This is a genomic window from Dactylosporangium sp. NPDC005572 (assembly GCF_040605515.1).
Lineage (GTDB): Bacteria > Actinomycetota > Actinomycetes > Mycobacteriales > Micromonosporaceae > Dactylosporangium.
Genome location: NZ_JBEXCY010000102.1, coordinates 1 through 13952, shown reverse-complemented (window position 1 = coordinate 13952; position 13952 = coordinate 1). Strand labels below are relative to the sequence as shown.

12 protein-coding genes and 1 pseudogene are annotated in these 13952 nt (G+C 70.1%); 5 read left to right on the top strand and 8 right to left on the bottom strand.

All coding sequences use genetic code 11. The features are described 5' to 3' along the window. Nucleotides 1–54 precede the first annotated feature (54 nt). The 4 genes from ABZS66_RS36120 to ABZS66_RS36105 all read left to right on the top strand — a co-directional run bounded on the left by ABZS66_RS36120 (nucleotide 55) and on the right by ABZS66_RS36105 (nucleotide 4192). Nucleotides 55–1215, top strand: coding sequence for a DUF916 domain-containing protein (locus tag ABZS66_RS36120; protein WP_354765730.1), 1161 nt, complete (start codon nucleotides 55–57; stop codon nucleotides 1213–1215). 63 nt (nucleotides 1216–1278) lie between these two features. After that, entirely contained in the window at nucleotides 1279–2769 is a 1491-nt protein-coding gene (locus tag ABZS66_RS36115) for a TIGR03773 family transporter-associated surface protein (protein WP_354765728.1), read from the top strand. Nucleotides 2770–2861: 92 nt separating this feature from the next. Then, the gene (locus tag ABZS66_RS36110; protein ID WP_354765726.1) at nucleotides 2862–3509 is read left to right on the top strand and encodes a choice-of-anchor M domain-containing protein; all 648 of its coding nucleotides are present in this window, start codon (nucleotides 2862–2864) and stop codon (nucleotides 3507–3509) included. Nucleotides 3510–3535: 26 nt separating this feature from the next. Beyond that, nucleotides 3536–4192, top strand: coding sequence for a choice-of-anchor M domain-containing protein (locus ABZS66_RS36105; protein WP_354765724.1), 657 nt, complete (start codon nucleotides 3536–3538; stop codon nucleotides 4190–4192). A gap of 67 nt (nucleotides 4193–4259) precedes the next feature. On the opposite strand, the gene ABZS66_RS36100 is transcribed toward ABZS66_RS36105, so the two are convergent. Together ABZS66_RS36100 and ABZS66_RS36095 are read right to left on the bottom strand one after the other, a co-directional pair. After that, nucleotides 4260–4703, bottom strand: coding sequence for a Fur family transcriptional regulator (locus ABZS66_RS36100; protein ID WP_354765722.1), 444 nt, complete (start codon nucleotides 4701–4703; stop codon nucleotides 4260–4262). Between the two features lie 46 nt (nucleotides 4704–4749). Further along, nucleotides 4750–5994, bottom strand: coding sequence for a GTP-binding protein (locus tag ABZS66_RS36095; RefSeq protein WP_354765720.1), 1245 nt, complete (start codon nucleotides 5992–5994; stop codon nucleotides 4750–4752). A gap of 161 nt (nucleotides 5995–6155) precedes the next feature. On the opposite strand from ABZS66_RS36095, the pseudogene ABZS66_RS36090 reads away from it, so the two are divergent. Continuing rightward, a pseudogene (locus ABZS66_RS36090) lies at nucleotides 6156–6762 on the top strand (ATP-binding cassette domain-containing protein); the annotation flags it as partial. A 461-nt stretch (nucleotides 6763–7223) separates the two neighbouring features. On the opposite strand, the gene ABZS66_RS36085 reads toward ABZS66_RS36090, so the two are convergent. The 6 genes from ABZS66_RS36085 to ABZS66_RS36060 form a co-directional block, all read right to left on the bottom strand. Further along, complete coding sequence (locus ABZS66_RS36085; protein ID WP_354765718.1) at nucleotides 7224–7913, bottom strand: hypothetical protein; 690 nt, start codon at nucleotides 7911–7913, stop codon at nucleotides 7224–7226. A gap of 512 nt (nucleotides 7914–8425) precedes the next feature. Beyond that, nucleotides 8426–8797, bottom strand: a complete 372-nt coding sequence (locus ABZS66_RS36080) for a winged helix-turn-helix domain-containing protein (protein ID WP_354765716.1) — start codon at nucleotides 8795–8797, stop codon at nucleotides 8426–8428. Continuing rightward, entirely contained in the window at nucleotides 8794–9678 is an 885-nt protein-coding gene (locus ABZS66_RS36075) for a metal ABC transporter permease (protein ID WP_354765714.1), read from the bottom strand. The genes ABZS66_RS36080 and ABZS66_RS36075 overlap by 4 nt, the downstream gene beginning before the upstream one ends. After that, the gene (locus tag ABZS66_RS36070) at nucleotides 9671–10507 is read right to left on the bottom strand and encodes an ATP-binding cassette domain-containing protein (protein ID WP_354765712.1); all 837 of its coding nucleotides are present in this window, start codon (nucleotides 10505–10507) and stop codon (nucleotides 9671–9673) included. Before ABZS66_RS36070 ends, ABZS66_RS36075 begins: the two co-directional genes overlap by 8 nt. Next, nucleotides 10507–11439: a zinc ABC transporter substrate-binding protein gene (locus ABZS66_RS36065; RefSeq protein ID WP_354765710.1), complete on the bottom strand. Its 933-nt coding sequence runs from the start codon at nucleotides 11437–11439 to the stop codon at nucleotides 10507–10509. Before ABZS66_RS36065 ends, ABZS66_RS36070 begins: the two co-directional genes overlap by 1 nt. A gap of 424 nt (nucleotides 11440–11863) precedes the next feature. Further along, nucleotides 11864–13952, bottom strand: a 2089-nt coding sequence (locus tag ABZS66_RS36060; protein WP_354765708.1) for a tetratricopeptide repeat protein, incomplete at its 5' end; no start/stop codon positions are given.

Genomic DNA, 13952 nt, shown 5'->3' with positions numbered 1-13952 from the left:
CGACGCGGCCCGCCCACCGGTCCTCAGTTCCCTCTGGTAGACGGAGAATCATCAATGCGTCTTGCTGCATGCCGTGACCGCACGACCCGGTCCGCCGCAGTCCTGCTCGCCGTGTTGTGCGCGGCGGTGCTGCTGTGCCCGGTGCCGGGACACGCAACGCCGGCGGGCACGACGTGGGCCGTGGTGCCGTCGACCGCGAACGGCCCGAACGGCCGTGCAGCCTTCGAGTACAAGCTCGACCCCGGCGCGACGGTGACCGACTACGCGGGCATCGCCAACTACGGCAGCGAACCGCTCACCGTGGAGGTGTACGCCAGTGACGCCTTCACCACCCCGCAAGGCGGCTTCGACCTGCTCCCGGCGAGCAAGGCCCCGACGGACGTCGGATCCTGGGTGATGTTCAACGCCCGGTCGATGACGGTGCCGCCGAAGTCGCGGTTGGACGTGCCGTTCCGCTTGACCGTGCCGGCCAACGCGACCCCCGGCGACCACGCGGGCGGCATCGTCGCCTCGGTCGTGACCCGGGCCGTGGACGGCAGCGGCAACCAGGTCGCGGTCGACCGGCGCGCCGGCTCCCGAATCTACCTGCGGGTCAGCGGTGCCCTGCACCCCACCCTGCAGATCGAGAACATCGACGGCTCGTACGAGGGCACCCCGAACCCGCTGCGCGGCGGCACCGTCGAAGTCACCTACCTCGTCCGTAACACCGGCAACGTCCGGTTGACCGGCCGCGCGGCCTTGGTCACCGAGGGGCCGTTCGGACTCGGCCGCCGTCGCGTAGATCTCGACCCAATCCCGGAGATCCTTCCCGGCCAGGCCTACACCGCGACGGCCCGGCTGAGCGGTGTCGCACCGCTGGTCCGGCTGTCGGCCACCGTGTCGGTGCTGCCGGTCGGCCCCGGGCAGCAAGTCCTCGACCCGGCACCGGTGCTGGCCAGCGGTCAGGTCCCGGTGTGGGCATGGCCGTGGTCGCAGGCACTCGTGCTGCTCACCCTGGTGGCCGCGGTCTGGCTCGCGTGGCGGTGGCGGCGGCGGTCCCGCCGGCGGCTGGCCGCAGCGATCGAACAGGCCCGCCGGCAGGGCCGCGACGAGGCCCGCACCGGCTCGGCAGCCGACGCCGCCGTGGCCGGTTCGGACGATGCCGGTGACGCCCCAGGCACCGTTCCGCATCAGCGTGCCGCTGACGTGACGAGCAGCTACCGACGTCGTGATTAGCCATCCATTGTGGACGCGCGCGACAGAGCCGGTGCAGCACCGGCGGAGAGGTGTGCATACACCATGAGAACGACCGTGGTCCGATGGGCCGCCGCGGGAGCGGCTGGCCTGCTGGCAGGCCTGCCCAGTTCCGCGGCGGCGGCGCCGGCCGTCGGCTCGGCCTGGACCGCCGGCCAGTTGGCCGGCGGCGACCTGCTGCACCTCGGGCAGGACCGGCGGGGCGGCCTGGCCGTGCAAGTTCGTGACGGGCTCCAGGTGCGTGCCAACGTGGCGGGTGAGGCTGCGCAGGACGTCGTGTTGCGCGGCGACGGCGGCTTCGCCGGCCGGGTGCCGCAGCGGGCCGGTTTCGCGTTCCTCGGTAAGGCCGGCACTTCGGTCTGGACGCTGGCCCCGATGTCCGGCGACCTGCCGGCCGTCGACGCCACCGCACTGCCGTCCGGGACCGCTATCGAGATCGACCTGTCGGCTGTCGAAGGACCGGGCGCATTCGACGCGTACACCGTCGCCGCGTTCACGCCTCCGGCCCACCTACTCGGCAGCGGCGAAGGAGAGCCGTCCACCATGCGGCTGACCGGCGGGCAACGGATCGACGGTATGGTCTGGGCTTTCGGCCGTCCGGGCACTTACCGGCTCACCCTGACCGTCCGAACCGTCAGGGACGTGAAGCGTACGACGACGGCCGCCTACCGTGTCGAGATCCCGGCGACGGACGCGGTCGGTGAACTGCCTGCCGTGGTGGTGCCAACCGTCCTGGCACAGCCATCATCGCCACCGGCGGCCGCCGCACTGACGACGCCGCCGGCATCGCTGGAAAAGCTGGCCGCCCCGACGACGTCGTCGAACCGCAAGGTGATCGCGGACGGGCACGTCGACATGGGACCGCAACTGTCCGGCGAGACCTGGACGATCCGGATCCGGGACGACTCGTCCAGCCCGCCGGTCTGGCGCGAACTGTCCGATGTTGTCCTGCACGCGGTCGACAAGGCGAAGATTAAGGTTCCGGCCGGCCCGGACTACACGTTCCTCGGCACCGAGGGCGCCGATATCTGGCTGCTGCCGCAGGCGCAGCAGTCCGGCATCCTCTGGCCCGGTTGGAACACCCAGGACCCCTCCGTTGTCGGCGGCATCCGCGGTGCGGTGACCTGGCAGATCGACAACATCAACGGCCCCGGCGCGATGAAGCTGTTCCTGACCGGGTCGTTCGGCAAGCCCGAAGTGCTGTTCGACACCGCGAAGAGCTTGCCGCAGCGGATGTCGATCCCGGCGAACACCCACGCCCACGGCAACTGGGCGTTCACCGCACCCGGCATCTACCGCATCGGGGTGACGATGGCCGGCACCACCAACGCCGGCAAGGCCGTCACCGACACCCGGACCCTGGTCGTCGCCGTCGGCTCGTCCGTCGACCCGAACACCGGCTTCAACGGCGGTGGTGGTGGCGGGCTGCCCAGGACCGGCGCGGTGCTGCTGCCGATCGTCGGCTCCGGCGCGGCGTTGGTGCTGGCCGGCGTCATCCTCGTGCGGCTCAGCCGCCGCCGCACTGCCAGCCGATGACGGCACGCCGCACGTCTTTACAACGCTTAATGAAAACGACTACCGTTTCCATTAAGCGATCCGTTGGGGATCGCACGGGAGGAGTCATCCAAGTGCGTACCACCGCACGCATGCTGATCACCGCCGGCACCGTGGCGTCCGCGCTGCTGGTTGCGCCGGCGGCCGCCAACGCTTCGCCGGTCGTGCTCAGCCAGGGTCACGTCGACGTCGTCGACGTGGAGTACGAGGACGGCGCGATCGAGGTCCACGTCCACGACGAGACCGTCGAGCCGGGCGTCGAGCGTGACCCGGCCGACGTGCTGTTCAAGGTCAAGAAGCAGGCGAAGACCACCGTCCCGAGCAATCCCGCCTACAGCTTCCTCGGCGCGCCCGGCGACCCGGTCTGGATCCTGCCGCAGCTACAGAACCCTGCCCTGCTCTGGGCCGGGCTGGGCACCGAGGAGCTCGAGCCCGGCGTCTTCCAGGGCGACAGCGTGAACGTCAAGTTCGTCAACGTCATCGGCCCGGACGACGTCAGCCTCTACACCACCAGCGGCACCGGCGTGCCGACCGTCCTCGTCGACAGCGGCGACGGCCTGCCCGACACGGTCGCCCTGCCGGTCGGCAGCCACCTGCACCTCAACTGGGCCTTCGAGCAGGCCGGCACCTACAAGATCAAGCTCAAGGTGACCGGCACCCTCGCCACCGGCGGACACGTCAGCTCCGACGTCGTTACATACCGCTTCAAGGTCGTTCAGTAAGTCGTCCAGTAGAAGGAGGCAAGACCGTGCAACTGCGTAGACGTGCGCTGCAGACGGCGCTCGCGGCCGCCCTCGCCACCGGCCTCTTGGCCGGCACCGCCGGCACCGCACACGCCGTCGTCACCCTCACCACGGGTCACGTCGACGTGCTCGACGTCGACTACGACGGCACCAACCTCATCCTGTCGGTGCTCGACGACAACGGCGGCAGCCCGGTCGAGCGCGCGCCATCGGACGTCATCATCGAGGTTCCCGCCTCGGCGAAGGTGCCCGTATCGGGCAGTGGGCCCTGGGCCTTCCTCGGCAACGGCGGCTACGCCTGGATCCTGGACCAGAGCCCGATCGGCGGGCAGATCTGGGCCGGCTGGAACACCACCGAGATCGCCAACAACGCCCTGAAGAACAACAAGGTCACGTTCAAGCTCGCCAGCGTCACAGGCCCCGCCGGCGGCGGGTTCAGCGTCTACGGCGTCGACAGCTTCGGCGACCCGATCAAGCTCTTCGACAGCGGCGACGGCACCCCCGACTACCTCGACGTGCCCCGCAACACCCATGCCCACTACAACTGGGGCTTCGACAAGGCCGGCACCTACACGGTCAAGTTCGAGGTCACCGCGAAACGCGCCGACAACACCAACGTCACCACCGGCGAGAAGACCTTCACCTTCGTCGTCGTGCCGTAACGGGCACAGCGGGCCGGGCCCCACACGTGGGGCCCGGCCCGCGTGACGCATGTGCTTCGGACGCGGATCAGGTGGACATCCACCGGTCGGCGTCCGGCCCGGCATCGAGGACGTCACGGCACGACGCGCAGGTGCCGAAGAGTTCGAGGGTGTGGTTGACCTCGACGAAATCGTGCGCACCGGCGACGGCCTGCGCCCAGGACTCGATGCCGGGTCCCCGGATCTCGACCGTGCGCGCGCAGTGCCGGCAGATGAGGTGGTGGTGGCGGCCGTTACTGCAGCGACGGTAGTGCTGCTCACCGTTGTCGAGCCGCACCGTGTCGATCTCACCCGCCTCGGCCAGTGCGTGCAATGTGCGGTAGACGGTGGTCAGCCCGATCGTCGAACCCGACTGCCGCAGGCGGTTGTGCACCTCCTGCGCACCGATGAACTCGGCGGTCTTCGCGAGCATCTCCATGATCTCGGCCCGCTGCCGAGTTGCGCGGCCCAGGTTCCAAGGCACCGGTCGCATTCCGCCCTCATATGGTGTCGATGTTGAACAACCCCGACATGCCTGGTCAGTCCTCGAACAGTGGGAAGCAGTCGGCGAACGGGTCGGGCAGGTCACGCCAGCCGTTGAAGCCGAGTGCGAGCTCGGCGTCAGTGAGCAGGCAGGCCCGGAGGGTCTCGCTGATCACGGCGACGTCCAGGTGTAGGCCGACGAAGGCGAGGCTGGTGCCCCGGTCGCCGTAGTACGGGTCCCAGGCCAGGCCGGCAGCGAGGCGCCGCAGGTTGGTCGCTTCCTCCCAGCGGTGGGCGGGCAGGGCGGCCAGCCAGTAGCCGAGGGTGCCCAGTGCCGTCCCGCCGCCCGCGGACTCCCAGCCGACGATGCCGTCGGGCTGGCTCGCGACCCAGCACTGCCCCCGGCCCCGTAACGCCTCGCCGGCGACCGCTCCGAGGGCGTCGTGCAGCCGTTGGGGGTGGAACGGTCTGCGGGCCTGGAACAGCATCGACACCACACCGCAGTCCGCGTTCGGCTCGTGCACGCCGATGCTGAAGCCCTCCATGGCCCGGCCCAGCATGCCCGGAACCTGCGGGTCGTGGCGGTGGCAATCACGCAGCGCTGCGGCAAGCGCGGTGCAGTCCACGCTTGCCGCACCGCCGGCCCTCAGCTGTGTCGCCCAGGGTGCGAGGCGGTGCAGCAGCGCAGCGGCACGGGCCAGTTCGAACGTGTCGACGTCTGGGTCTGCCCAGAGCAGCACGGTGTCGGCGTACTCGATCTGCCGCACGAGGACCTCAGCGACACCGCGGTCGTCGTTGCCGGCAGTATGCAGGCCACGGTGGCGCAGGTCGTCGGTGGATGTGAGGTCGTCGAGCATGGTGACCGCATCGGCGACGGCGACGTAGGAGTCGAACCGGACCGCTTGGTTGACTGGATGATCGACGCATGCCGCAGCGAGCGCCTCCGGGTCCACGGCCTGTGGCAGCAGCAGGACCATGTCCCGGCCAGGGTGTTCCAGGCTGAGCCGGATCAGCGCGGGTAGCAGGTCCTCGCGCAGGGCACACCCGATGCAGCTGTGTGCCAGCTCGACGGTGACGTCCTCCAGCAGTGCGGCGCCTGTCCGCACCACCCGCTGGATCTGCCCGTGCGGCATGCTGCTGACGTCGTGTCGGATCAGGATCAGGGTGGGGTCGGCGACCAGCAGTGCCCGCGCGACGGCGTGGCTGGCCTTGGGTGCGAATCCGACCAGGACGGTGACTGCTGGGCGTAGATCCTCTGCCGGTGCGGCATCGGCTCCGGAGAGGTTGGTGCGGGAGCTCATAACAACATTTTGTTGGAAATGGTTTTCATTGTAAAGTCTGCTGCGCCGAATCGCGGGCGGCGCTCCCGGTGTTGCAGGCAGTCCGCGTCCGGGTTCGATCGGCGTCGTCGGTGCGACTTGGGGTTCACCGAGGTGCCGGCCGAAACGTCCTCGCCGGGGTGCTCGAGCTCGTCGACGTGTACTGCCGGCTCGGCGGCAGAACCGTCCTCGCCCTCGATCGGGTCGCGTTCGCCGATGGAGAAGCGACCACGATCCGTGGCCTCAACGGCGCCGGTAGCTCGAGGCTCGCCAGGAATGTCACCGGCCTATAGCGCTGCCCCGGCACCGTGCTGCTCGATGACCGGCCCCCTGACGCTCCGCACGCGGCGACGCGCCGGCGCCATCGTGATGCAGGACGTCGAGCACCAAATCTTCACTGACCGGGTCAACGCGGAGATCGACCTCGCCGGCCTCGCCGACCGCCACCCGCTGTCGCTCCCCGGCGGCCGGCCGCAACGCCTCGTCGTCGTCGCCGCCGCGCGTGTCTCCGGCCGTCGCTCCGTCGGCTTCGACGAGCCGAACTCGAGTGTCGACCGATGGCAGCTGACGCCGATCTCGCAGCAGATCCGCACTGTTGCCACCGACGGCGCCGTCGTGCTCCTGAGCAGCCATGGTGAGGACCTGATCAGCGTCGCCGCGGACCGTTCGCTCACCCTGACCTGGACGTACATCGCCGGCCACCTCGCGACGAGCGACGCCCACTCAACTGGCTCGAAGCCGTGCAGCTGATCGTGGCGGCGCTCGCCGTGCCGCCGATGACGCGGCTCGGGGAAATGGTCGGACACAAGGCTTTCGACACCCCGGCCGCCGTTACCCCGAACCCCACTGGTCCGTCATCAAGCTGGTTGCCGTCATGCCGCTACCGCAGCGCGGCACATCGTCCACCGCGTCGAGATCGACCCCGACCAACGCCTGACCTAGGTTAGGGTGGTCAACCCTCATTATCGACTGGCTCGCGCGTTGGCGGCGCTGGCCGGCGCGATCGTCGCTGTCTTCCTTCGCGAATGCCGAGCTCACCTGGCAGAAAATGAGCGCGCCGGGCAGGGCGGCTCCAACAGCCCATGCAGACCCCCCACCGATCAGGTCAGCATGGTTTCGCATCGCACAGACGATCACCGCGGTGCCGGACGGAGGGCGGTAAGTTCTCGCTCCGAAGCCGGTCCGGTTTGTCTGCGCACTCGGCACCAGCTTCAATTGCCCTCTCGCTCGCCATCGGCAGTCATCGCGTTCTGTCCGGGTGCGCTGGGCAGGAACACGTGTTGATGGCCGCGGCCGGTGTCGATGTTGAGCTGGTCGAGTCCGGTTGCGCCGATCGACCAGGTGGCGATGGCGCCGTCGCGCTGGCGTGCGGCGAGCGCCAGCAACGTCCCGCGCCGGTCCGCGTCGACCTGCAGGGCTGTGGTGTAGGTGTCGACGGCGAGGTCGAGCTGGCGGGTCCCGGCCGCCAGACCGGCCCGGGCCATGTTGACGGCCGTGCCGGCGGAAGGCGGATCCGCGAATTCCGTGGCAGCTTTGCGGGTGACCGCTTTCCAGCCATCGACCTGGCCGGCGCTCGCCAGAGGGCCGGGCGTGGTCGCGCCAGGCGGCAGGGCGGTGTACATGCCGTCGAGCACCGAGCCGAGCAGGTCACGCACGCGCCGGGCCTGGTCGGTGAGAGCGCCGACCTGTTCGATGTCCCGCTGGACGTCGGCCGCTTGCATGGCGTCGATCCGCTTCTGCGTGTCCGACCGGGGGTCGCTGTCCGCTGTGATCGCGCCGAGCAGCGCACCCAGGGCCAAAGCGACGGCAAGGGCCGGATAGACCCACGCGGGCGGCGACGACCGGCTCTGGCTGCGAGCGGTGGCACGAGCAGCCGGGCGGGTTCGGTTTCGGCCGGTCATGCCGGACACAGCTTCGGCGAAGTTGGACGCACGGGGTCCTCCTCGAGTAGCCCGGGGCTCGCCGAAGACCTCCGGGCGGACGGCAGTCGATTTAGCATAATCTCTCCCGCGGCCAACTCTGAAGAGGTCGGCCACGTGCAATGGTGCGAGAAATGCTGATATGGCAATGCTTTCACGTGTTCACCCGCACGTGTCACGGGCGCGACATCGGCCTAGGTACGACCTGCAGATCGCCGCCGACCACGTCTGGTGGACCGCCACCTGCGCTTTGTGCCCCTCGACGGCACTGTCGCCGTCCGGCCGCTTGAGGGAATCCGTACGAGTGCGCGCAGGGCGTCGAGCGCGGCGGACTCGTACGCGTCCTGGGACGGCACACCGGCGGTATCCACCAGACGATGACCGGACCCTTTCGGGTGGCGACTCAACGGGCGTGTACGGACGCTGCCGGCTTTCCCCGAACTGCGCGATCGTCCCGCCAGCATGAGCATCGCGCGTCGTCAGCGCTACGGCACTCATTGGCGCGGCTGGGCGCGGATGACCGGTGCCGGTCCATCCGCCGTCCCGAGGACCTCGGCGAGGATGACGCGGACGACCGCGGCGGCTGGCGGTGTCGCGGTGTAGTACACGTGGTTGCCGGCCCGGTGGCGGTGCACCAGGCCGGCCACTCGGAGGTGACGCAGGTGTTGCGCGAGCGTCGCGTAGGCGACGTCCAGCCGGTCGGCGAGTTCGGCGGCTGTGGCGTCGCGATCGAGGATGTCCAGGACGATCCGGAGGCGCAGCGGCCGGGCGAGCACCTGGAGGATGGCCGTGATGGCCTCGATCGGGTCGTCGCTCTGCGGGGGACGGCTTGCTGCCCGGTCATGGCGTCCCCATGCTCGTGTCACCGCGCGATCGCGGTCCGGGGCCGCACGGGCATCCAGCCCCGGCGGTGGCGGCGCGCGCCGGCGATCCGGCAGACGATGTAGATGAGGAATGAGATGGTGGTGACGTATGGGCTGATCGGGATCGAGCTGCCCAGGGATAACAGGATCCCGCCGACGACGGAACCGACGGCGAATACGACGCTCAGGGCCGTCACCAGCAACGGGGATGCGGTGATCCGCATCGCGGCCGCCGCGGGGGTGCACACGACGCTGAGTACCAGCAGGGCTCCGACGATCTGTACCGACATCGCGACGGTGAGGCCCAGCAGCAGCATGAACACCGATGACAGCGCTGCCACGGGCACGCCGCGGCCCGCGGCGAGCTCGGGGTCGGTGCTGGCGAAGGCGAGCGGCCGCCAGATCATCACCAGCCCGGCCAGGACGATCGCCGAGGTGATGATCAGCCAGGTCAGTTGTGGCGTGTCCACCGCGACGATCTGGCCTGTCAGCAGGCCGAACTTGTTGGCTGATCGACCCTTGTAGAGGGCGAGGAACAGCACGCCGAGGCCCAGGCCGAACGGCATGAGCACGCCGATGCTGGAGTTGCGGTCGCGGGCACGGTTGCCCAACAGGCCGATGACGAGCGCGGCCAGGACCGAGCCGGTCAGCGAGCCCAGCCCGACGTTGGCGCCGAGCAGCAGGGCGCCGGACGCGCCGGCGAACGACAGTTCGCTGATGCTGTGTACGGCGAACGGCAGGTCGCGCATCATGACGAAGGTGCCGATCAGCCCGCCCACGAGGCCCAGGACCGCGCCGGCGATGATCGAGTTGTGGACGAGGCCGAGCAGTTGGGCGTAGTCGTCGAAGTTGAAGATTCGGTCCCAGATGTCCGGGTCAGACACGCTGCGCTCCGACCGCGGCGGCGCCGCTGTCGTGGTGGTGTGGTTCGTCCGCCTCCGGGATGCCGGCGACGAGGATGCGCCCGTCGACCCGGACGACGTCGATCGGCACACCGTAGAGGCCGGAGAGCGTCGCCGAGGTGAAGACCTCCTCGACCGGGCCGGCCCGGAACCCGCCGTCGGCGAGGTAGAGGACGCGGTCCACGTAGGGAAGCACCGGGTTGATCTCGTGGGTGACGAACACGACGGCGGTTCCTTTCTGCCGGCGGCGCCGGTCGACGAGCGCGGTGATGGTGCGCTGGCTGCGCAGGTCGAGGGAGAGCAGGGGCTCGTCGCACAGCAGCAGCCGCGGGTCGGCGACCAGTGCCTGCGCGACGCGGACCCGCTGCTGCTCGCCGCCGGAGAGCAAGCCGATCGGCATGTCCGCGAACGCGGCCGCGTCGACCGACTCCAACGCGGCGGCGATGCGAGCGGCCCGCCCGGCGCTGCGGCGAAAGCCCCAACGATGCCCGTCGAGGCCCTGGCCGACGACGTCGCGGACGCGCAACGGTGTCAGGGGGTCGATGCGCCGTTGTTGCGGCACGTAGCCGATGTCGTCCGCCGCCCGCCGGGGCGGCCGACCACTCACGTGGAGCCGCCCCGAGTTGAGCTGCTGCAGCCCGAGGATCGTGCGGATCAGGCTGGTCTTGCCCGAACCGTTGGCGCCGAGCACCGCGATGAACTCGCCCACCTCGATCCGCAGCGACAACCCCGACCAGAGCCGCCGTGGCCCGAAACTCAGCCCGGCGTCCTCGAACTCCAGCACCGCGACCGCGGTGTCGCTGTGCGGCATCAGCCCAGCGCAGCCTTGATCGCGGCGAGGTTCCCGCTCATCCAGCTCACGTAGTCCATGCCCGCCGGCAGCGTCTCGGTGACAGGGACCACCGCAATCTTGTTGTCCTTCGCCGCCTGCAGCACCTTCTCGGTCTCCGGTCCGGTGGTCTGCTCGTTGTAGGCCAGCAGCTTGACCTGCTTGCCGATGAACAGATCGAGGGTCTCCTGCAGCGCGGCGGCGGGGACGTCGGTCCCCTCCTCGATGGCCTCGGCGAACTCCTCGGGCGTCTTGTTCTCCAGCCCGCACGCCTCCAGCAGGTAGCCGGGGACGGGTTCGGTCATCGCCACGCTGACGCCGGCGTGGGCCGACTTGATCCCGGCCGCGGTGGTCTCCAGCTCCTTGAGCTTGTGCTGGAACGCTGTCGCGTTGGCGGTGTACGTCGCAGCGTTGCCGGGGTCCGCCGCGGACAGCGCGCTGGCGATCTGGTCGGCGAGCTTGCTCATCGAGGGCAGGTCGTACCAGACGTGCTCGTTGAGTTCCTCGCCGGCGCCGGCGGTCTTGCCGGAGATCTCGACGGCGTTGAGGACCTTCGCCTTGCTGTTCGCCGACTTGAGCATCGTGTCGACGAAGTCGTCGTAGCCGCCGCCGTTCTCGATGACCACGTTCGCCTTCGACAGTTCGAGCTGTGTGCGGGTGTTCGCCTCGTAGGAGTGCGGGTCGGCGGACGGGTCGCTGATGATCGACGTGATCGTCACTTTGTCGCCCGCCACCTGCCGGACGATGTCGCCGTAGACGTTGGTGGACGCCACCACCGTGACACCGCTCGAGCCGGGGGAGCCCGACGACGCTGACGCTGCGCCGTCGTCTCCGGACGAGGAGCCACACGCCGACGCGAGCATCGCGATCGACAGCAGGGCGGCCCCAAGAAGACCTGCGCGTCTCTGGCGCACGGGAATCGCCACCTTTCACACCTGCTTAATGATAACGGAGTTCATTACCAGAAGGACAGTAGGACAGGGGTTTGAACACTACAAGTCCTTCGAAAGTGATTTTCACTATCATTCCTGCATTGCAATATCACGATATTCACGAGCGCAGTTCTTTGGCAGAGTCCCGGGTCGTCTGCAGCCGATGGCCGGTCGCAGGCGAGCGGGGGAGGGTTGCTCGCGCACTTCCGGCGTTGCCTGCCATCTGCGCGCGTGGATGATCGAGATCGAGGGCCGGCGATCGAGAGTTGGGCACGACGCATCGCCGAGCATCAGGACTTCGCGATGCCATCCATGGTCTGGGGTCCTTCAGGACCTACGCGCGGCGCAGATAGGATTCCGAATCCACTGCGGACGGCGGGTGAACCGCGATCCGTTCCGCGCCGGCCTACCAGGCGGCGCATTCTCCGTCATCGGTCAGCCCGTACCGGTCGATCATGTCGGCGGTGACCCTGTCACCGAGCTGCCGGTTGAGCCGGACCAGCTCCGGCAGCGCGTCCGGGTCCGCAAGATTCGCCGCCAGGACGCACTTCGCCGCAGCCTCCCGCGCCTTCCTCGCGGCGAGGTCGCGGCGCGCCAGGACCAGGTGCGCACCCGCCCGCTCGTACAGCGTGGCGACCGATTCGCGCAGCGGTGCGTCCGTGGCCAGGCGGGCCCGGATGACGGGCCGGAGGTCGACAGCCACGCCTGCGGCGGCGGCCCGCCGGTACAGCCGTTCGGCGGCTGCGAGATCGCCGGTCAGGGCCCGGACCGCGCCGAGGTCCGCGACGGCTCGCTGACGCTGCGCCGGGGTCGTCTGGAGGGTGAGGCGGTCCGCGCGAGCCTGGTCGCCGTCGTCCTCGGCGCGCATGTGCGGTAGCTGCATCAGCGCTTGCTGGTCGCCGCTGACGTAGGCCGACCAGTACAAGGCTGCGGCCTCATCAAAGCGGCCTGCCCCTTCGCGCAGGCCCGCCAGATGACGCAGCACGACCGGGCTTCCGTGTTCGGCGGCTTCGATGGCCAGTTCGGCCGCCTCATCGTGATGGTGACGATCCCACAGCTGCGCCAGCAGACGCGCCGCGGTGTCGTCACCACCGTCAGCCGCTTGCCGGTACAGCGCGGCAGCGGCCCGGAGGTCTCCGACGCGGTACCGGGCCCTCCCGAGGTCACGCACAGCGGTCGGATGGCCCAGCTGTACGGCCCGTTCGGCGTATCTTGCCGCGGCGGGCGGGTCGGTGTCCTGCAGCAGGTGAGCGAGAGCGTTGGCGGCGTCGCCTGACCCGCCGCGGGCGGCGTCGCGATAGAGCGGTTCGGCGGTGTCGGCGTCGCCGGCGTGGTGCCGGGTCCGGGCCAGGTCGAACAGCGCATCGGGGTCACCGCCGGCTGTGGCCCGTTCCAGCAGCTGCACGGCGTCGTCGATGTCGCCCGTACGGCGGTGGGCCCGGGCCAGCCGCCGCAGCGCCGTGCTGTCGCCGTGCGAGGCGGCCCGCTCGGCCAGCTGGACGGCGGCGGCGTGGTCCGCGGACGCGTCGGCGAGCAGGGCGAGCTCGGTCAGCGCCGACGGATCGGCGCAGCGGTCCGCGATCACCGCGAGCCGGAGTGCACCCGCCTGGTCACCGTGTCGTTGGCGGTCGGTTGCCAGCGCGCGGAGTGGACCAGTGTGCCGGTGGCACGCCAGTCGGAGCGCCATCGTGAGGGCCCGCGTGACGCTGATCGCCTGGCACGCCTGCAGGCGGCGGACGGCCGCCGTGTCGACGTCGCCGGCGATGCGGCGCAGCGCGGCTGCCACGGCGCCCGGCTTGCCGAGCCAGCGCTGCTCCTCGCGGAGCACGCGATGTTCGAAGGCGTGACCGTAGACGGCGGCCGCGATGGCGAACCGCTCCGCCTGCCGGTACGCCCCGCTGTGGCGGTGCAGGTCGGCGATGCGGCGCAGCGCGCTGGTGTCCCCGCCGGCAGCGGCCTGCCGGGCGAACCGTTCGACGTCGGCCGCGTCGCCGCGCCCGAAAGCGATGACGGCGAACGCGGCGGACGCCGGTACCGAGCCCCGCTCGGCGGCCGCGCGGTACAGCGTCTCGGCGCGGTCGGTCCCCGGGTGCCGCCGGGCGAGCAGACACAGCACGTTCGCGTCACCGGCATCGGCCGCGGCGTGCGCGAGTGCGTCGGCGCGCCCGGTATCCCCCCGGTCGTCGGCCCGGAGGGCGAACCGTTCGAGGGGGCGACGGTCCCCGAGCTCGACCGCCCGGACGGCCAGCTCGTCGGCACCGCGATGGTCGCCCGCACGCTCACGCAGCATGCTCAGCGGCATAATCGCCGTGGCGTCGCCGTGGTCGATCGCGCGCCGGTACATCTGGGCTGCCCTGGCGTGGCGGCCCCCCCCCGCCGCGGGGGCGGGGGCCCCCCCCCCGGGGGGGTGTTTTTTCCCAACAACCACCCAATCAGAAAAAAAAAAAACACCACCCCCCCCCGCCCCGGCGGCCGCCCGCCCCGCGAGACGAAAA

Coding starts and splice junctions, on each gene's coding strand:
- ABZS66_RS36120 (WP_354765730.1), top strand. CDS start 55: ATGCGTCTTGCTGCATGCCGTGACCGCACGACCCGGTCCGCCGCAGTC.
- ABZS66_RS36115 (WP_354765728.1), top strand. CDS start 1,279: ATGAGAACGACCGTGGTCCGATGGGCCGCCGCGGGAGCGGCTGGCCTG.
- ABZS66_RS36100 (WP_354765722.1), bottom strand. CDS start 4,703: ATGCGACCGGTGCCTTGGAACCTGGGCCGCGCAACTCGGCAGCGGGCC.
- ABZS66_RS36095 (WP_354765720.1), bottom strand. CDS start 5,994: ATGAGCTCCCGCACCAACCTCTCCGGAGCCGATGCCGCACCGGCAGAG.
- ABZS66_RS36085 (WP_354765718.1), bottom strand. CDS start 7,913: ATGACCGGCCGAAACCGAACCCGCCCGGCTGCTCGTGCCACCGCTCGC.
- ABZS66_RS36070 (WP_354765712.1), bottom strand. CDS start 10,507: ATGCCGCACAGCGACACCGCGGTCGCGGTGCTGGAGTTCGAGGACGCC.